Below are 19143 nucleotides of genomic sequence, written 5' to 3'. Positions count from 1 at the left end.
GTTCTCGGGCATGCCGGCGTACACACGCTACACGGCATAATTGGGGTTTTACGAAGGAGTCCGCTGATGACGGACGCAACCCCGTTTGATTTGTTGATCAGCGACTGCGATGGCGTACTCGTCGACAGCGAGGTGCTGGCTGACCGGGTGATGTTCGACACGCTGAGCACGTATGTCCCTCGCGCCGAGTTGGAGCGCTTTCTCGACGGCAGCTTCGGCCAGACGACGCAGCAAATCGTGCAGCGCGTGCAGCAGCATTTCGCGCTCGACCTGCCGGCGGGGCTATATATCGAGATTCGTCAGCGTTCCGAAGCGCTGATCGCCGCACAGGTGCAGCCCATCGAGGGCGTGCGCGCGGCTTTGTCGGCATTCCCGCTGCCGTTGGCGGTGGCTTCCAACAGCCAGCGCGCGAGTGTGGTCGCGTCGGTGGCGCGCGCCGGGCTGAGCGAGCGGGTGGGCGGCCATCTTTTCAGTGCCGACATGGTGGCGCTGCCCAAGCCTGCGCCGGACCTATACCTGCTGGCCGCACACACCTTGGGCGTGGCTCCGGCGCGTTGTCTGGTGATCGAGGATAGCGTCACCGGCGCCACGGCCGCGCTGGCGGCCGGGATGACGGTGATCGGCTTCACCGGCGCTGGGCACATTCCCGCCGGTCATGCGGCGACACTGCGTCAGCTCGGTGTCGCGGCGGTGATGGAACACATGCGACAGTTGCCACGGATCTATGCCGATTTGTTGCGGGTTGCTGCAGTCTGACCACGATTGGATTACAACGCGTGGCGTGATGGCGATGGAGGGTGACCGCGACCGTGCCACTCCGATGCGTCAATGCCCCTACAGTTTGCCTTTCATCGCGCGGTAGTCGCGTGGGGTCATGCCGACGGTGGCCTTGAACTGGCGGGCGAAGGCGCTCTGATCGGCGAAGCCGCACAACTGGCCGATGCTGGCGATGCTGCTGTCGCCGTGCAACAGACGCATCGCCGCTTCGATGCGCATCTTGGTCAGCAGTTGTTGCGGGGTCAGTTGGAATACGCGACGGAAGTGCCGCTCCAGTTGCGCCACCGACAGTTCTGCCCTGTCGGCGAGGGTCTGTACGCGCAGGTTGTCGCCGTAGTGCGCCTGCATGTGTTCCATCGCGCGGCTGATGCGTTCGTAGGCAGAGTGCCGGCTGTCCGGTTGGCCCAGGTCGCGGGAGATACCGACCACGCCGACCACGTCTTCGTTCTCGCACAGCGGGCGTTTGAAGGTCAGGCACCAGCCAGGGGTGCGGTTTGGGAACAGATGCACTTCCAACTGGTTCTCGATCATCTCCCCGCACAGTACGCGTCGGTCCTGCATCAGGTAACTGCCGCCCAGCGGCAGTGGGAACAGTTCCGCGGCGGATTTGCCGATCAGGTCGCTGCGGGACTTCTTACCCAGTCGCCGCACCAGGGTCAGGTTGACGTGGGTGTAGCGGCCGTTGCGGTCCTTGACGAAGAACACCACGTCCGGCAACGCGTCGAACAGTGTCTGCATTTCCAATGCTGAAATCGAAGTCTCCATGGGGCATCACCAGCGGTTGTGAGCGATTGCGCGGACATGCCGCAGCATGGCCTCGGGGTCACGATGCTAGCCTAAATTGGGATGACGAGCGCGTTTGTGTTGTGCGAATTTCCGCATTGACCATAGGCAAACGCTGCTAGCCGATTCTGGCCCCGAATGTGAGCATGAATGCATGCATACGCTCGATGTCATCGACTCGCACAGTGGCGGCGAACCGACCCGTGTCGTCGTCGCCGGCTTTCCCGATCTAGGCACTGGCACGTTGGCGCAGCGGCGTGGCGTGTTCCGCGACCGTTTCGACCGCTGGCGCAGTGCCATTGCCTGCGAGCCGCGTGGTTCGGACACGATGGTCGGCGCGCTGCTGCTGCCGCCGCTGGATCCCGCCGCCTGCGCGGCGGTGATCTTCTTCAACAACGTTGGCTATCTCGGCATGTGCGGCCACGGCACCATCGGCTTGGTCCGTACCTTGGTCGACCTGGGCCGGTTGGCGCCGGGCGCGCATCGCATCGAAACCCCGGTGGGGACGGTGGGCGTGGCCTTACACGACGATGGTCGGGTTTCGGTGGACAACGTGGAGAGCTACCGATATGCCGCTGGTATCCAGGTGCAGGTGCCGGGATATGGTGCCGTGCGCGGCGATGTCGCCTGGGGCGGCAATTGGTTCTTCATCACCGGGCAGACGCCGTGTGCGCTGGAACTGCGCAACCAGCGTGCGCTGACCGCTTACACCGAAGCGATCCGGTTGGCGCTGGACGCGTCGGGCATCCGTGGCGCCGAGCAGGGCGAGATCGACCACATCGAAATCAACGGGCCAGCGCCGGATACCAGCGCCGATGCGCGCAATTTCGTGTTGTGCCCCGGCCTGGCCTATGACCGCTCGCCGTGCGGCACCGGCACCAGCGCCAAGCTGGCGTGCCTGGCGGCGGACGGCAAGTTGGCACCGGGCCAGGTTTGGCGCCAGCAGGGCATTCTGGGCAGCGTGTTCGAAGGCAGTTACACGGCTGGCGAGCGCGGCGTGCTGCCACGCATCACCGGACAGGCTTACATCACCTCGCGGGCGCAGCTGTTGATCGATCCGCAGGACCCATTCGCTTGGGGTATCGACGCCGGATGAGCGGTTTCGACCTGATCGTTGTTGGTGCCGGTATTGTTGGTGCGGCCTGCGCCGACGCGGCGGCGGCCGCTGGATTGCGTGTGGCGATCGTCGAGTCGGGCAGCATCGGTGGCGGTTCCACCGCTGCGGCGATGGGTCATCTGGTGGCGATGGACGAGGATCCGGCGGAGTTGGCGCTGTCGGCGTATTCGTTGCGGTTATGGGAGGAGTTCGCGCCGTTGCCGGAGGCCGAATTCAGCCGTTGCGGCACGCTGTGGGTGGCGCGCGAGGCGCGCGAACTCGATGCGATTCCGGCCAAGATCCAGCGTCTGGCCGCAGCCGGCGTACACGCCGAGGCGGTCGATGCGCAGCAGTTGTACCAATTGGAGCCGGCGCTGGTGCCGGGCCTGGCGGGCGGCATGCGCGTGGCTGCCGAAGCCGTGGTGTATCCGCCGCGCATGGCGCGTTATTTGGTGGATCGTGCCTGCGGCGCAGGTGCGCGGCTCTATGCCGGACGTCGCGCGCTGGCATTGGTCGATGTCGGGTTGCGCCTGGACGACGGCACCGCGCTGCACGGCCCGGTCTTGGTCGCCACCGGCTGTGCACTGCCGGATCTGTTGCCGGAGTTGCCGATGCGCGCGCGCAAGGGGCAATTGGTCATCACCGACCGCTATCCGGGTTTCGTTGCGCACCAGTTACTGGAATTGGGCTATGCCGATAGTGCCCACGGCAGCGACGGCAGCAGCGTGGCGTTTAACGTGCAGCCGCGCCCGACCGGGCAATTGTTGATCGGTTCCTCGCGCGAATTCGATGCGCGCGACCGCACCGTGTCGATGCCGATGTTGCAGCGCATGTTGGAGCGTGCGTTCGGGTTCTTGCCGGGGTTGCGGCAATTGCAGGCGATCCGCGTGTGGACCGGATTGCGTCCGGCCACGCCGGATGGCCGCCCGTACTTGGGCGCCGTGCCGCAACGTCGCGACGTGTGGGTCGCGGCGGGACATGAGGGCCTGGGTGTGACCACCGCGCTGGGTAGTGCCCGGCTGTTACTGGACCTGTTGCTGCAGCGGCGTCCGGCCCTGGACCCGACGCCGTTCGCGCCGGCGCGGGCGCTGGCATGAGCGCGTCGATGCTGCGCCTGCAGGTCGATGGTCAGCCGGTGAACATTGCCGATGGCAGCAGCGTGGCCGCTGCGGTGGCGCAGGTGACCACGCATTTCCGTCGTTCGCGCAGCGGCCAGCCGCGCGCACCGCTGTGCGGAATGGGAATATGCGGCGAATGCCGGGTGCGTATCGACTGCGTCAGTCAAGTGCGCGCCTGCGTCACTCCGGCGCGCGATGGTATGCAGGTGTGGACAGATGGCTGAGGTGCACGCGCGCTACGATGTGTTGGTTGTTGGCGCTGGCCCGGCCGGCTTGGCGGCGGCGCTGGCAGCGGCCAGCCATGGGTCACGCGTAGCGTTGGTCGATCTGCAGGCGCGGGCCGGTGGACAAATCTGGCGCCACGACGTCACCCACGCGCCGCCGCGTCTGGCTGTGCGCACGCTGGCGCAGTTGGCGGCCAGTGCGGTCGCGTTCCTGCCGCAGACGCAGTTGGTGATGACTCAGGACCGGCAGGTGCTCCTCGACGGTCCGGAGGGGGCACGCTGGTTGGGGTACGACGCGCTGGTGCTGGCTACCGGCGCACGCGAATTGTTGCTGCCGTTCCCCGGTTGGACCTTGCCCGGAGTCACCGGCGCGGGCGGCGCGCAGGCACTGGCCAAGCAGGGCTGGCCGATGGCGGGGCGTCGCGTCGTGGTGGCCGGCAGCGGGCCGCTGTTGCTGGCCTCGGCGGCGACGCTGCGCCGCCATGGCGCGCAGTTGCAGGGCATCGTCGAGCAGGCGCCGCTGCGCGCGCTGGCCGGCTTTGCCGTGCAATTGCCGCTGCGCTGGCCGGACAAGGCATTGCAGGCGCTGGCGCTGCGCGCGCAGTTGGCCGGGGTCGGTTACCACGCAGGTAGCGTGGTGGTAGCTGCGCATGGCCAGGGCCGCGTGCAGTCGGTGGAGATTGAAGGCCCGCGTGGTCGTCGCCAGGTCGATTGCGATCATCTGGCTGTGGGCTATGGTCTGGTGCCGAACGTCGAATTGGCGCAACTGCTCGGCTGCCGTCTGGCGCGCAGCGGCGCGCATCCGTGTGTGGCGGTGGATGCGCAACTTTCCACCACGGTCGATGGCGTCTTCGCCGCAGGCGAAGCACTGGGCATCGGCGGGCGCGACTGCGCACGTGTGGAAGGTGCGATCGCCGGGCACATGGCAGCGGGTCAGCCGGCCGCGGCGCAGGCGTTGCAGCCGCGCCGGATGCGCGCGCGCGCGTTCGCCGCGTTGTTGCAGCGACAGTTCGCGTTGGATCCGCGCATCCACGCTTTGGCCGCGCCGGATACCCTGGTGTGCCGTTGCGAGGATGTGCCGCTGTCGGCGCTGTGCGGCCATGCCGATCTGCGCGACGCCAAGCTGGTCTCGCGTTGCGGCATGGGCGCCTGTCAGGGACGTATCTGCGGCAGTGCGCTGACCGAGCTGGGGTTGACGCCGCGCAGCGACGATTTTTCCGATGACGGTCGTCGGCCGCCACTGTTTCCGGTGCGATTGGACGCGCTGGCTCATCCTGTGCCAGTGTCCGACCCCGTTTCCGTCGCGTGCTCGCACGCGGCATCCTTTCGCAATTCTCCACAAGGTGTAATTCCATGAGCAAGGCTTCCTTCTGGCACGGCGTGTTGCCGGCCATCACCACCCCGTTCAACGCCGACGGCAGCATCGACCATGCGTTCCTGACCAAACATGCGCAGATGATGATCGACGCCGGTTGCACCGCGATTGTGCCGTTGGGGTCGCTCGGCGAAGCGGCTACGCTGAGCTTCGACGACAAGCTGGCGATCCTGAAGACCCTGGTGCAGGCGGTGGCGGGTCGCATTCCGGTGGTGCCGGGCATCGCCGCGCTGTCCACCGATGAAGCCGTGCGTCTGGTTCAGGCGGCCAAGCAGCTCGGCTGCGGTGGTGCCATGGTGCTGCCGCCGTACGTGTACTCCACCGACTGGCGTGAAATGGGCGCGCATGTGCGTGCGGTGATCGCCGCGACCGATCTGCCGGTGATCCTGTACAACAATCCGGTGGCCTACAAGACCGATTTCAGTGCGGCGCAGATCGCCGAGCTGGCCGCCGAGTTCCCGCACCTGGAAGCGGTGAAGGAGTCCTCCGGCGATGTGCGTCGTTTCGCCGCGTTGGGCGAATTGCTCGGCGACCGTCTGGTCCTGCTGGTGGGAATGGACGATGCCATCGTCGAGGGCCTGAGCATGGGCGCCAAGGGTTGGATCGCCGGTCTGGTCAACGCCTATCCGAAGGAGTCGGTGAAGCTGTTCGAACTGGCCCGCGACGGTGGCTATCCGGCGGCCAAGGCGCTGTACGATTGGTTCCTGCCGTTGCTGCGCCTGGATACCGTGCCCAAGTTCGTGCAGTTGATCAAGCTGGTGCAACAGAAGGTCGGTCTCGGCAGCGAACGCGTGCGTGCGCCGCGCCTGATCCTGGAAGGCGTCGAGCGCGAAGCGGCGCTGAAGGTGATCGATCACGCCATTGCCACCCACCCAGGACACTGAGATGAGCATGCAACCGCTGTTGCTCGCTGGCCGCTGGCAGCCTTCGCTGGAAGAGCGTGGTCGTTTCCGCGCCGAGGATCCGCGCGATGGCACGGCGTTCGGTCCGGAGTTTCCCGTCAGCGGCGCCGCCGACCTGGAAGCGGCCTTGAGCGCGGCGACATTGGTTGCCGACGCGCTGGCCGCGGCCGAGCCGGATCGCATCGCCGCGTTCCTGGATGCCTATGCCGCCGCGATCGATGCCGATGGCGAGTGCTTGGTCGCGTTGGCGCATGCCGAGACCGGCTTGCCGGTCGAGCCGCGCCTGGCCAAGGTGGAGTTGCCGCGCGCCAGCGGCCAGTTGCGCCAAGCTGCGCAGGCGGTCCGCAGCCATAGTTGGACACAGCCGGTGATCGATACCGCTGCCGGCTTGCGTGCGCAACTGGGGCCGTTGCACAAGCCGGTGCTGGTGTTCGGCCCGAACAACTTCCCGTTCGCGTTCAACGCGGTGGCCGGCAGCGATTTCGCTTCGGCCATCGCCGCAGGCAATCCGGTCATCGCCAAAGCACATCCCTCGCATCCGTCCACCAGCCAGCGTCTGGCGCAGCTTGCGCACCAGGCGTTGCTGGATCACGACCTGCCGACGGCGTCGGTGCAGTTGCTGTACCACTTCGACACGACCCTGGGCCTGGAATTGGCCGGGGATGCGCGGCTGGGTGCGATCGGTTTCACCGGCAGCCGCGCCGGTGGCCTGGCGCTGAAGGCCGCTGCCGATCGTGCCGGAGTGCCGGCCTATGTCGAACTGTCCAGTGTCAATCCAGTGTTCCTGTTGCCTGGTGCGTTGACCGAGCGCGGTGCGGCGCTGGCGCAGGAGTTCTTTGCCTCATGCACCATGGGCAGCGGCCAGTTCTGTACCAATCCGGGCATTGTGGTGGTGCCGGAAGGCGATGCTGGCGATGCCTTTGTTGCCGCGGCCAGCGCACACTTCGCCGCCGCTGCGCCAGCGCTGCTGTTCTCGCGTGGGGTGTTGGAGCACTTGCAGCGCAGCGTGGCCACGCTGCGCGACGCCGGTGCCGCACTGTTGGCCGGCGGCGAGGCGCCGGCGACACCTGGCTACCGGTATGCACCTACCTTGTTGCAGGTGTCGGCCGAGGTGTTTCTGCAGCAGCCCGAGGCCCTGCAGACCGAGGCGTTCGGGCCGGTCAGTCTGATCGTGCGCAGCAGTCGGCTGGCGCAGCTGACCACGTTGGCGCGCAGCTTCGAAGGCAATCTCACCGGCACGGTGTACCGCGCCGCCGACGGTAGTGACGACCTGGCTTGCGCCGCACTGATCACCGCGTTGCGTCCGCGTGTCGGGCGTTTGATCTGCAACAAGATGCCCACTGGCGTGGCGGTGAGTCCGGCGATGAATCATGGTGGCCCGTATCCGAGCACTGGCCACCCGGGTTTCACTGCGGTCGGCATGCCGGCGGCGATTCGCCGCTTCGCCGCCTTGCATAGCTACGACGGTGTGCCCGACGACATGCTGCCGATCGTCCTGCGCGACCGCAATCCTGGTGGAGTGCAGCGCTTGATCGACGGCTACTGGAGTGTGTCCGACGTGGAGCGCAGTGCATGAGCGACCCGGTGCAAATCGGTGGATTAAGCCTGGAGGCGGCGCACGCGCAGCTGGCGCCGTGGCCGCGCCGTGCGCCGCCGATCCAGGTGCAGGAGTACCGGCAGCGTCTGGCCGATGCGCGCGCATTGATGCGCAACCACGGTGTGGATGCGTTATTGATCGGCGCTGGTGCGTCGTTACGCTATTTCACCGGTGTGCCGTGGGGCGCGAGTGAGCGGCTGGTGGCGATGCTGCTCACCGCCACGGGCGATCCGTTGTTGATCTGTCCGGCGTTCGAGGAAGGTTCGCTGGATGCGGTGCTGTGCCTGCCGGTGCGCAAATGTTTGTGGGAGGAACACGAGGATCCGCACGCACGGGTCGCCGAGGCTCTGGCGCAATGCAATGCGCAGACCCTGGCGTTGGACCCGGGCGTGGCCTTCGCCGTGCATACCGGCTTGTCGGCGGTGCTGGGTACGGTCGCGATCCGCGACGCGGCGCCGATCGTGGACGGCTGTCGCATGCGCAAGTCGGCGGCGGAGTTGGCGCTGATGCAACAGGCGTGCGACATGACCTTGCACGTGCAGCGTCTGGCAGCAGGGTTGATCCGCGAAGGCATCACCACCGCGGAACTGACCCGTTTCATCGACCAGGCGCATCGTGCGCTAGGCGCCGACAACGGATCCACATTCTGCATCGTGCAGTTCGGTCACGCCACCGCGTTTCCGCATGGCATCCCGGGTGTGCAGGCCTTGCGTCCCGGCGAGTTGGTGTTGATCGACACCGGCTGCACCGTGCAGGGCTACCACTCCGATATCACCCGCACCTACATCTTTGGCGAACCCAGCGAAAAACAGCGGCATATCTGGCAACTGGAGCATGCCGCACAGGCGGCGGCGTTCGCTGCCGTGCGTCCCGGCGTGGCCTGTGCCGCGGTGGACGCCGCCGCGCGCGAGGTACTGGAGCGTGCTGGTCTCGGCCCGGATTACCGCTTGCCGGGGCTGCCGCATCGTACCGGTCATGGTTGTGGCATGAGCATCCACGAGGCGCCGTATCTGGTACGCGGCAATGCGCTGGAACTGGCGCCGGGGATGTGTTGCAGCAACGAGCCGATGATCGTGGTGCCGGGCGAATTCGGTGTGCGCCTGGAGGATCACTTTTACGTGACCGACACGGGCGCGCAGTGGTTCACGCCGCCGTCGCTGGCGATCGACCGCCCGTTCGCCTGATGCGGGTGTCGATGCGCGCCATGTGCCGGCGCGGGCTCATGCGACACATGCCGGTGGTGGTTGCTTTTGCCGAACGTTTATCCTTCCTGGCGGTCGCTGGCGCGGCCGATCTGTCTGCTCCATCGGAGAAATCGTAATGCGTCTGAGTCCCCCATTTCGCGCAGCATTGTCGTTGGCGTTGGTCTGCCCTGTTGTTTGCCACAGCGGCATGGCCGTGGCGGCAGCGCCGACGGTGGCGACGCCGGCTCATAATGTCAGTGAGGCCAGTGCGCGCTTCAAGGCGCTGTATCAGCGCGAGTGGGCGTGGCGGCAGGCGCAATCTGCCGGTGCCGACGACGAAAACGGTAAGGCCGCGCCCGCCGACCATTTGCCGAAGGTGGACCTGGCGACGCAGAACCAGCGCACTGCCTATTGGCAGCAGGTGTTGCACGAATTGGACGCGATCAAGCCGGCTGACCTGTCGGCGCAGGAACAGGTCGATTACCAGGTGTATCGCGAGCAGATCGTGGTTCTGCTCGACCAGCAGCGCTTCCATGTCTGGGAGATGCCGTTCAATAGCGATACCTCGTTTTGGAGCGATCTTGGCTTCAGTGCGCGCTCCACCATGCATACCCGTGAGGATTACCAGCGCTACTTGAAGATCCTGGCCGACATTCCGCGCTATTTCGATGACCAGATCGTCAACATGCGCGCCGGTCTGGCGCGTGGCTTCAGTCAGCCACAGGTGACCCTGACCGGCCGCGACCAGTCCATCGCCGACGTGGCGCAGGCCGCAGGCGAGGCCAATCCGTTCTATGCCCCGTTCAAGCAGATGCCGGCCAGCATTCCGGCGCAGGTGCAGGCGAAATTGCGTCAAAAGGCATTGGATGCCATCGCCCACAGCGTGGTGCCGGCGTATGCCGGGCTGCTGCGTTTCATGCGCGAGGAGTACCAGCCCAAGGCGCGCACCACACTGGCCGCCGAGGCGTTGCCGGATGGTGCGGCGTACTACCGCGCGCAGATCCGCGAATTCACCACGCTGGACCTGGCGCCGGAGCAGATTCATGCCATCGGGCTGAAGGAGGTCGCCAAGCTGCGCGCACAGATGGACCAGACCATCGCCGCCAGTGGCTTCGTCGCCCCGGCCGGGCAGGCAACGTTCCCCGCGTTTCTGCACTATCTGCGCACCGATCCCAAGTTCTATGCCAAGACGCCGGAGGAGTTGCTCAAGGATGCGGCATGGATTGCCAAGCGCGTGGATGCCAAGGTTGGCGACTACATCGGTCGATTGCCGCGCCAGCGCTTCGCGATCGAGCCGGTGCCGCCGGAACTGGCGCCGTTCTACACTGGTGGTCGTGGTGGTCCGGGGATTTATCTGGTCAATACCTACGATCTGCCGTCGCGACCGCTGTACAACCTCACTGCGCTGACCCTGCACGAATCCTCGCCCGGACATGCGCTGCAGATGCCGCTGGCCGCCGAGCAACGCGGATTGCCGGACTTCCGTCGTTACAGTTTTATCTCCGCCTATGGAGAAGGTTGGGCGGTGTACTCGGAATATCTGGGGCAGGAGATGGGGATGTACGACACGCCCTATGACCGCTTCGGTTATCTGACCTATCAGATGTGGCGTGCGTGCCGGCTGGTCATCGATACCGGCATTCACCACAAGGGCTGGACCCGCGCGCAGGCGATTGCCTATCTGCGCGACAACACCGCGCTCAGCGAACACGAGATCACCACCGAGGTGGATCGCTATATCGGCTGGCCCGGTCAGGCGTTGTCCTACTATTTGGGCGAATTGAAGATCCTGGAACTGCGGCGCAAGGCCGAGCGGGCGCTCGGCGAGAAATTCGACATCCGCGCTTTCCACGATGCGGTGCTGGAAACCGGCTCGGTGCCGTTGCCGGTCCTGGAGCAGCGCATCGCGCGTTTCATCGCCGAAGGTGGCAAATCGCCGTGGGCCGACGCGGTGGACGCTGCGCCGACACAGTGACGCGTGCGTCACCATGGCGAATGGGGCGTCGCCGCCGTGCGCTGTCGTGTGCAAAGGCGATGCCTCGGTGATTCGCCAATGCAACCGAGATTCAGCGAGGGACACCATGGCCACACAAGGTAAATTCCACAAGCGTTTGAGCCTGACCGATCTGACCTTCATTGGACTCGGTTCGATCTTCGGCTCCGGCTGGTTGTTTTCGGCCAGTCATGTGTCGGCGATGGCCGGCCCGGCCGGCATCGTGTCGTGGATCGCTGGCGGCGTGGCGGTCTTGGTGCTGGGCCTGGTCTATTGCGAGCTGGGCGCGGCCTTGCCGCGCGCCGGTGGCGTGGTGCGTTATCCGGAGTATTCGCACGGCGCCTTGCTCGGCTGGCTGATGGGCTTCATCACCTTGATCGCGTTCTCCAGCCTGATCGCGATCGAAGTGGAAGCGGCGCGGCAGTATGCGGCGGCGTGGTTCCCGTGGCTCAGTCAGGCCGGCAGCACCCATCCCAGCATCGCGGGCTGGCTGTTGCAACTGGCGTTGCTGGTCGCGTTCTTTTTGCTCAACTACTACAGTGTCAAGACCTTCGCCACCGCCAACAATATCGTCAGCGTGTTCAAGTTCCTGGTGCCGGTGCTGGTGATCGTGCTGTTGATGGCGCACTTCGATGCGCGCAACCTGCACGTGCAGGGGTTCGCCCCGTTCGGCGCGGCCGGGGTGGAGATGGCGATCTCCGCTGGCGGCATCATCTTCGCCTACCTCGGTTTGACCCCGATCGTCTCGGTGGCCAGCGAGGTGCGCGATCCGCAGCGTAATATCCCGATCGCGTTGATCCTGTCGGTGGCGCTGTCCACCATCATCTACGTGCTGCTGCAGTTGGCGTTCCTGGGCGGGGTGCCGGCGCAGCACCTGGCGCAGGGGTGGGGCGGCATCGACAAGGTGTTCTCACTGCCGTACCACGATATCGCGCTGGCGCTGGGCATGGGCTGGCTGGCGGCGTTGGTGATCTGCGATGCGATGATCTCGCCCAGCGGCACCGGCAACATCTACATGAATGCCACGCCGCGTGTGGTCTATGGTTGGGCGCGCAGCGGCGGTTTCCTGCCGGTGCTGGCCCGGGTCGATGCGGCGTCCGGCATCCCGCGTCCGGCGTTGTGGCTGAGCCTGGGCCTGTCGGTGTTCTGGACCTTGCCGTTCCCTTCGTGGGAAACCCTCATCCAGGTGGTGTCGGCGGCGCTGGTGCTGAGCTATGCGGTGGCGCCGGTGACGGTGGCCGCGTTGCGGCGCAGCGCACCGGACATGCCACGTCCGTTTCGATTGCGCGGCATGGCGCTGCTCGGCCCGCTGTCGTTCATCGTCGCCGCTTTGATCGTGTACTGGTCCACCTGGAGCACGCTGTCGTGGCTGCTCGGGCTACAGATCGCGATGTTCGTGTTGTACGTGCTCTATCGGCTGCCCGACGCTGCTGGTCGGATGCGTCTGTGGCAACAGGTGCGTGGTGTGTTGTGGTTGATCGCGTTCTTTGCGTTGGTGCTGTTGGTGTCGTTTCTTGGCACGTTCGGTGGCACTGGGCAGATCGCCCATCCCTGGGACACGCTGAGCGTGGCGGTGATCGCGCTGGGCTGCTACTACTGGGGTGCATGTACCGGCCTGCCTAGCGAGGCACTGGCGCTCGAAGAGGACGACGGGGAATAGGCGAGCCGTCTGCATTGCTGCAGCGGCAGATGGCGTCACACTCGGTGCTGCCGTTGCTGTGAGAAAGTGCGAATTCGCTGTGGATTGGAAAGCATGAACAGAGTTGTTGCAATGATCGTAGGCGCCGCCGCGTGCTTCGCCGCCGCCGTGCAGGCCGCGCCGAGCGTGGCCGATTACCAGCGCTCGCTGGGCTTGCGCGAGGCGTGGATCGGCCTGACCGAGAACGTGACCTGGCCGGCGCAGTGGCGCGACGCTGGCGCGTTCTATTACCGCAAGACGGTGCCGGGTGGCTTCGCCTTCGTCCTTGAGGACGTGGTCAGTCAGCGCAAGCAGCCGGCGTTCGACCAGGTGCGGTTGGCGCGCGCGCTGGGTGTTGCGACGGGAACCACGTTTCCGACGCTGAGCCTGCCGTTCGAGCGTTTCGCCTATGTAGCCGAGGGCGACAATGCGCAGGCGGCGATTGCGTTCGAGATCGACGAGACGCCGTGGCGCTGCACCGTGACTACGTATGTCTGCACGCGTGCCGATCGCGGCCCGCAGCCGCGGCCACGCGGTTTTGGCGTGGTGCGCGATCTGACCCGACCGGCCGACGATACCCCGCGGCGTTCGCCCGATGGACGCTGGGAAGCATACGTCCAGGGCAATGCGGTGGTGCTGCGTGCGCGGGCCGATGGACGGGTGTGGCGGCTGGCCGAGGACGGCCGTGCCGACGATTTCTACGACCCGGAGACCATCGCCTGGTCGCCGGATTCGCAACGGTTGGCCTTGTACCGGGTACGCCCCGGCTTTGCGCGGCAGGTGACCCGGGTGGAGGCGGCACCACCGGGCGGCGGTCAGCCGCTGGTGCGCACCCAGCTGTATCCCAAGCCCGGCGATGCGGTGGACATCGAGCGTCCGGTGTTGTTCGACATCGCCGCGGTGGCGAGCGGTGGCGCGGCGCGGCGCACTGTCATCGACAATGCGCTGTTCGCCAATCCCTATCAGTTGTCGCCGATCCAGTGGCGTGGCGATAGTGCCAGCTTCGTCTTCGATGAGGTGCAGCGTGGTTTCCAGCACATGCGCGCGATCGCGGTGGACGCCGCCAGCGGTCGCGCGCATGTGGCGGTGAGCGAGGATGCCAAGACCTTCGTCAATGCCGAGCGCAGCTTTCGCCACGATGTAGATGGGCTGGGCAAGGAGATTTTGTGGGTGTCCGAGCGCGACGGTTGGCGCCATCTGTATCTGTTCGATGGCGTCACCGGCCAGGTCAAGACCCAGATCACTCACGGCGCGTGGATCGTGCGCGATGTGCTGCGGGTGGATGATGCGCAACGGCGCATCTGGTTCAGCGCCAGCGGCATGGATGCGGGCAAGGATCCCTACAACCGGCAGTTGTTCGCGGTGGACTTCGACGGCGGCCGGCTGACGCGCCTGACCGACGCCGATGCCGACCACGACGTGACCATCGCCGAGGATGGCCGCCATTACGTGGACGTGTATTCGCGTCCGGACATGGCGCCGGTGATGGAGCTGCATGCAATCGATGGTGCGCTGCTGCAAGTGGTCGAACGCGGCGACATCGGCAAGTTGCAGGCCGCTGGCTGGCGCGCGCCGCAGACCTTCGTCGCCAAGGGCCGCGATGGGCGCACCGATATCTGGGGCATGGTGGTGCGTCCGCGCGATTACGATCCGCACAAGAAATACCCGGTGATCGAGAACATCTACGCCGGTCCGCACGATTCCTTCGTGCCCAAGACCTTCTGGCCGTTCGGCTATCACTCCGGTGGCGACAAGCAGATCGGCATGCAGGCGCAGGCGGACCTGGGCTTCATCGTGGTGATGATCGACGGCATGGGCACGGCCAACCGTTCCAAGGCCTTCCACGATGTGGCCTGGAAAAACCTCGGCGATTCCGGTTTCCCCGACCGCGTCGCCTGGCACAAGGCGCTGGCCGCGCAGGACCCGTCCTACGATCTCGGTCGCGTCGGCATCTACGGGGCCTCGGCTGGCGGGCAGAGCACGCTTGGTGCGCTGGAGCGGCACCCGGAGTTCTACAAGGTGGGCGTGGCCTATGCCGGCTGCTACGACAACCGCATGGACAAGATCAGTTGGAACGAGCAGTGGATGGGTTGGCCGGTGGACGCCAGCTACGCGCGCGCCTCCGGCGTGGACAATGCGGCCAAGTTACGTGGTGATCTATTGCTGATCGTTGGCGAGCAGGACAGCAATGTCGACCCGGCCTCGACCGCGCAGGTGGTGGATGCGCTGATCAAGGCCGGCAAGGACTTCGACCTGCTCAACGTGCCTGGCGGCGAACATTCCGTCGGCCGTTCCACTGGTCCCATCGATTATGTGCAGCGGCGCCAGTACGACTTCTTCGTGCGGCATCTGCTGGGTGAACCGACGCCGCGGTGGAATGGTCTGGATAGCTGGTCTGCGCGATAAGCCGGCCGTGCCTGCGGAAATTGTCAGTGATGCTCGCCTTGCGTCCAAGTGCGTGCAGACGTGAAGCGCCTGCACGCGGAGACATTGAATCATTTGAAAATTATTAAATTATTTATTTTAATAATATCCGGCGTCACATTGGGTGCCTTTGATAGCTGTGGGTGTTACATTTGTAATGCTGTAGGTTCCGCCGTAAGGGAATCCCACTGCAATTTGGGTGGCATCTTTCACGTAGAACGTCTTTAGATTTTTGTCGTGTATAACATTGCTTTTGTCGTTGGTTTCGACGTATAGCCTTTTTTCTGCTTCAGGCGTACCTGAATATGTGATGATGAATGAAGATTTTGTGGGATTAAATGAGTCGCATCCTGCCTCTATGCCCATATTAAAATATTCTCTTGTTTTGGTGAAGTCATAAGTTACTGTTTCATTCGGCATGAAAAACCAGGATCTTTCACTTATTCCGCAATTGCCTGCTCCAGCAACAGAGAGCAGCGCGCATGCTACGATTGATTTTTTATACATTTTCATTTTTTCTCTCATAGTGATGATGTGTTGAACGCATTGCTAAGCCTTATAAGCACCGACATATTTCCTACATATTTCAAGTACTTATGTTGTTTTTTAGCAACTCATTCCGTAGGCGTCAAGTGACTTGATTGCGCGTCTGTCGAATGGCCTTTCAACCGATCAAACAGAATCGTCGCACTTGGTTGAGCCATAGCGTGGTGGCGATCTATTGCGATCCTCTGCATACAGGTCGCAATGTCGACCAAGCCTCGACCGCGCAGTTGGATGGATGTGTTGATCAAGGCTGGCAAGGACTTCGACGTGCCATACGTGCCATACATGCCGGACGGCGAATATCCCGTCGGCCGTTCCATCGCTTCTATTGATTAAGTGCAACGGCTCCAGCACGACTTCTTCGTGCGGCATCTGCTGGGTGAGCCGACGCCGCGCTGGAATGCTGGGGTGACACGGCCGCTGCCGAAGTGAGGCGCGGGACGCGGGGCGTGCAAACGCGACGGTGCATGGCAGCCTGCTCGCTTCCGCATCCCGCGTTCGCACTCAAGTTGTGGTTGCCGCTGCCGATAGGCTTACAAACTCCCTTCCGCCGGTTGGCATGTCATGACCTCCATCGCCTCGTCGTCTTCGATCGCGCTCTCGGGCATGCGCGCCGCGGCGTCCGGCTTGCAGGTGCGCGCCAACAACATCGCCAATCTCGCCACCGACGGTTTCCAACGCGCGGTGCCGGTGGATCATGAGTCGGCTGGCGGCGGTGTCGTCAGCCAGGTGCAGGTGGCGGACGGGCAGGGCAGCGACATGGTCGATGACATGGTCGGCGGGCTGTCCGCGCGCAACGCGTTCCAGGCTAATGCCCGGGTGTTGCGCGCGGCCGACGACAGCCTCGGGCATCTGCTCGACGTCCTCGCCTGAGACGTCCTGTCGCCTCATCCTGCGCGTGCCGCGTCGCGGTAGCGCGGTGACGTCTGCGGCTATGCGGTTTTCCGCATCGATCCTCGGCACAGCACGCAAGACGCTGCGGCACGCGCAGCGCACGATGCACGATTACCTACATCCGAGGATGGTCGATGGATCGGAGAGATTTCCTGCGTCAGGGACTGGCGGTCGGTGCGGTGGCCGGCGTCCAAGCGCTCGCTGGCACTGCCACGGCGACGCCGACCGCGCGTCCTACGCCGGCGTTGCCGCCGTTGCGTGCGCTGTCCAGCGATGCGCTGGCCGGTCACACCGTGCACTGTCACTTCGATGAGGCGGGTGCGCGCTGGACGGTCTACGAAGATCTGCGTCATCCCGATGGCGATCTGACCCTGCTTGCCCCGGACGGCGCACTGGTGCTGGGCAAGCGCACCGAGCCGGTCTATCCCGCCGCGCAAGCACCGTATTTCGGCATGGCACTGGCCGAGGTGGCGATGGCCGAGGCCGATCTGCTCGCCGACCGCCTGCTGCGCGATGGCGATCCGCGCGCGCACGAGGTGCGCGACGTGGCGCCGCCGCCAGCCTCGCAACTGGACCCGAAGGACTACAACGGGCGCTTGCCATGGACGACCTTCGTCGGCACTCGCGAATGCGCCGATACCATGCCGGTGTATCCGGATGGGCGCACGCGCGGTTACCGGGCGGTGCAGGCGTTTCCGGAACTGGGGAAAGACGCATTGGTGCAGCGCCGTTGCGAAGGCTTGATCGGTGGTTGGATGCCAGCAGTGCGGAAAGTGGTGCCGGCGGGTGAGGGCCGCTATTACGACCTGTTGCTGTTTGCCGATGTGCTGGCCACGGACCGCTTCGTGGTGCAGACCTGGCACCGCAGCGCGCTGATCGAACACGGGAAGGTCAGCAAGGTGGTCTACGGGTATAGCTATCCGGATTACCCACCGCGACGCGGCCCGCGCAGCGCCGAGGATTTCTACCGCGCGCTGCTCGCTTTCGCCGGCTATTGGCACGGCCTGCTCGCCGACATGGCGCAGGCGCAATTGCCCGACTCCAGTTGGAGCGATATGGCGCGTTTCGCCTTCGCGCGCGAATTGGTGGTCCGTCCGGGCGGCACCTATCCCAAGTATGGCGCGGTGGACCGCGACTACTATGGCAACGAGTACGACGGTTTCCAGGACACTTTCACCAGTTCGTTGTACGCCAATCTGGAGTGGGGCCGCTTCGCCCAGGCCGCGGCGGTGCTGGATGGTTACTTCAGCGATTTCGTGCAGGCCGACGGCATGGTCAATATGCGCGGCGCGGAGACCGGGCAGTTCGGCCTGACCTTGTCGTTGTTGGCGCGCTACCTGCGCTATACCGGCGATGTGGCGCTGCTGCGCAAGCATCGCGACAAGATCGCCGCCACCGCGCAGGTGCTGGTGGAACTGCACGATGCCAGCCTGCGTCTGCCGGCATCGGCGCCGGGGCATGGGCTGATCCACGGCTGGAACGAATCCGACGCCTGTCTGTCTCCCGATCCGCAGCTATGGTGGAAACCTTACTACGCCAACAGCGCGCTGGCCGTGCGCGGCTGGCAGGACATCGCCGGGGTCTGGAGTGCGATTGTCGGCGTCGGCGCGTCGGCCAGCACCGCGCAGTGGCAGCGGCGTGCGCGGCAGCTTGCTGCGCGGGTAGAGCGCAGCGTGCGCGACAACATCCGTCGCGATCTGAATCCGCCCTACATCGGCCCGCTGCCGGGAGTGAAGCTCACCTTTCGGCAATCGTTGCAACAGGAGCATCCCAGCGAGCAGGGCTGGCCGCATCGCGCTTATTCCGAACTACTGCAGGCCGACGTGCTGCCCGACGATCTGGCGCACCTAGTCATCGACTGCGTGCGAGGCCATGGCGGCACCAGCCTCGGCGTGGTCGGCAACATCACCGCGCCCACGCCAGAAGGACGCGACCTGCTGGGTTTCATTTCCTACGGCTACGCGCAGCAGTTGCTGCGCCTGGACCGGATCGAAGAATACCTGCTGTTCCTGTACGCGCATCGCTACCAGGTGCATACCCGTGGCAGCTGGACCGCGGGCGAGGTCAGCGGCATCACTGGCGGCATGCCGTTGTTCTGCATCCCGGCGCAACTGACGATCCCGCTGTTGCTGCGCTGGATGCTGGTGTTCGAGGACAGCGCCGGCGAGGAACTGTTCCTGGCGCGGGCGTTGCCGCGCGACTGGTTGGGCAGTGGCCAGACAATCGCCATCGCCGATGCGCCGACGCGCTGGGGCACGGTGTCGTTGAGCTTGTGCGCGGATCCGGCACGGCAACGCATCGATGGGCGTGTGCGCTTGCCGCCGTCGCGTCCGCCGCGCACCTGGTTGACCCTGCGCGTGCCGGCCGGCACGCGCTTGCGCGAGGTGATGTTGGATGGGCAGGCCGTGCCGCTGTCCGGTCCACGCAACGAGCGTGTGCAGGTGCCGGCTGGCCGTGCCGAAACCCTGACGATTGCCGCCGTCTACGCTTGAGTCGCGGAATCGTCTGCAATCTCGGGAGCGTCTCCTGGGTGTCGGGCAGTGCGATATTCC

15 protein-coding genes and 1 pseudogene are annotated in these 19143 nt (G+C 65.1%); 14 read left to right on the top strand and 2 right to left on the bottom strand.

The features are described from left to right. The first annotated feature begins 66 nt into the window (after positions 1 to 66). A complete protein-coding gene (locus XaFJ1_RS09485) occupies positions 67 to 756 on the top strand; it encodes an HAD family hydrolase (protein WP_012916454.1) in 690 nt (229 codons plus the stop codon). A gap of 78 nt (positions 757 to 834) precedes the next feature. Here XaFJ1_RS09485 and XaFJ1_RS09480 read toward each other — a convergent pair whose 3' ends face one another. Next, complete coding sequence (locus XaFJ1_RS09480) at positions 835 to 1542, bottom strand: AraC family transcriptional regulator (RefSeq protein ID WP_012916453.1); 708 nt, start codon at positions 1540 to 1542, stop codon at positions 835 to 837. Positions 1543 to 1714: 172 nt separating this feature from the next. Between XaFJ1_RS09480 and XaFJ1_RS09475 the strand changes: the two genes are divergently transcribed. The 10 genes from XaFJ1_RS09475 (at position 1715) to XaFJ1_RS09430 (ending at position 15133) form a co-directional block, all read left to right on the top strand. After that, positions 1715 to 2656 carry a 4-hydroxyproline epimerase gene (locus tag XaFJ1_RS09475; RefSeq protein WP_012916452.1) on the top strand — a complete coding sequence of 314 codons (942 nt, stop codon included), beginning with the start codon at positions 1715 to 1717 and terminating at the stop codon, positions 2654 to 2656. Then, complete coding sequence (locus tag XaFJ1_RS09470; protein ID WP_012916451.1) at positions 2653 to 3753, top strand: NAD(P)/FAD-dependent oxidoreductase; 1101 nt, start codon at positions 2653 to 2655, stop codon at positions 3751 to 3753. Before XaFJ1_RS09475 ends, XaFJ1_RS09470 begins: the two co-directional genes overlap by 4 nt. Next, on the top strand, positions 3750 to 3998 hold the full coding sequence (locus XaFJ1_RS09465; RefSeq protein ID WP_012916450.1) for a (2Fe-2S)-binding protein: 249 nt from the start codon (positions 3750 to 3752) through the stop codon (positions 3996 to 3998). Before XaFJ1_RS09470 ends, XaFJ1_RS09465 begins: the two co-directional genes overlap by 4 nt. Further along, positions 3991 to 5355, top strand: coding sequence for an NAD(P)/FAD-dependent oxidoreductase (locus tag XaFJ1_RS09460; RefSeq protein ID WP_012916449.1), 1365 nt, complete (start codon positions 3991 to 3993; stop codon positions 5353 to 5355). The genes XaFJ1_RS09465 and XaFJ1_RS09460 overlap by 8 nt, the downstream gene beginning before the upstream one ends. Next, a complete protein-coding gene (locus XaFJ1_RS09455) occupies positions 5352 to 6257 on the top strand; it encodes a dihydrodipicolinate synthase family protein (protein ID WP_012916448.1) in 906 nt (301 codons plus the stop codon). The genes XaFJ1_RS09460 and XaFJ1_RS09455 overlap by 4 nt, the downstream gene beginning before the upstream one ends. Position 6258: 1 nt before the next feature. Further along, positions 6259 to 7851 carry an aldehyde dehydrogenase family protein gene (locus XaFJ1_RS09450; RefSeq protein ID WP_012916447.1) on the top strand — a complete coding sequence of 531 codons (1593 nt, stop codon included), beginning with the start codon at positions 6259 to 6261 and terminating at the stop codon, positions 7849 to 7851. Continuing rightward, positions 7848 to 9056, top strand: coding sequence for a M24 family metallopeptidase (locus tag XaFJ1_RS09445; protein WP_012916446.1), 1209 nt, complete (start codon positions 7848 to 7850; stop codon positions 9054 to 9056). The genes XaFJ1_RS09450 and XaFJ1_RS09445 overlap by 4 nt, the downstream gene beginning before the upstream one ends. Positions 9057 to 9192: 136 nt before the next feature. After that, entirely contained in the window at positions 9193 to 11031 is a 1839-nt protein-coding gene (locus XaFJ1_RS09440) for a DUF885 domain-containing protein (protein ID WP_012916445.1), read from the top strand. A 106-nt stretch (positions 11032 to 11137) separates the two neighbouring features. Further along, positions 11138 to 12709 carry an APC family permease gene (locus XaFJ1_RS09435; protein ID WP_012916444.1) on the top strand — a complete coding sequence of 524 codons (1572 nt, stop codon included), beginning with the start codon at positions 11138 to 11140 and terminating at the stop codon, positions 12707 to 12709. Between the two features lie 93 nt (positions 12710 to 12802). After that, positions 12803 to 15133, top strand: a complete 2331-nt coding sequence (locus tag XaFJ1_RS09430; RefSeq protein WP_045756917.1) for a S9 family peptidase — start codon at positions 12803 to 12805, stop codon at positions 15131 to 15133. 117 nt (positions 15134 to 15250) lie between these two features. On the opposite strand, the gene XaFJ1_RS09425 is transcribed toward XaFJ1_RS09430, so the two are convergent. Beyond that, positions 15251 to 15664, bottom strand: a complete 414-nt coding sequence (locus XaFJ1_RS09425; RefSeq protein WP_152625071.1) for a hypothetical protein — start codon at positions 15662 to 15664, stop codon at positions 15251 to 15253. A gap of 233 nt (positions 15665 to 15897) precedes the next feature. Here XaFJ1_RS09425 and XaFJ1_RS16180 point away from each other — a divergent pair. From XaFJ1_RS16180 to XaFJ1_RS09410, 3 genes and pseudogenes are all read left to right on the top strand, one after another. Further along, a pseudogene (locus tag XaFJ1_RS16180) lies at positions 15898 to 16129 on the top strand (hypothetical protein); the annotation flags it as partial. 132 nt (positions 16130 to 16261) lie between these two features. Then, positions 16262 to 16570, top strand: a complete 309-nt coding sequence (locus XaFJ1_RS09415; RefSeq protein ID WP_012916441.1) for a flagellar basal body protein — start codon at positions 16262 to 16264, stop codon at positions 16568 to 16570. Positions 16571 to 16725: 155 nt separating this feature from the next. After that, positions 16726 to 19083 (top strand): glucosidase family protein, encoded by a 2358-nt coding sequence (locus tag XaFJ1_RS09410; protein WP_012916440.1) that lies wholly within the window; start codon positions 16726 to 16728, stop codon positions 19081 to 19083. The last annotated feature ends 60 nt before the right edge of the window (positions 19084 to 19143 follow it).

Source organism: Xanthomonas albilineans (assembly GCF_009931595.1).
In the GTDB taxonomy this organism is placed as follows: Bacteria; Pseudomonadota; Gammaproteobacteria; order Xanthomonadales; family Xanthomonadaceae; genus Xanthomonas_A; species Xanthomonas_A albilineans.
The sequence above is the reverse complement of the archived record's forward strand: the minus strand, read 5'-3'. Positions and strand labels throughout refer to the sequence as shown.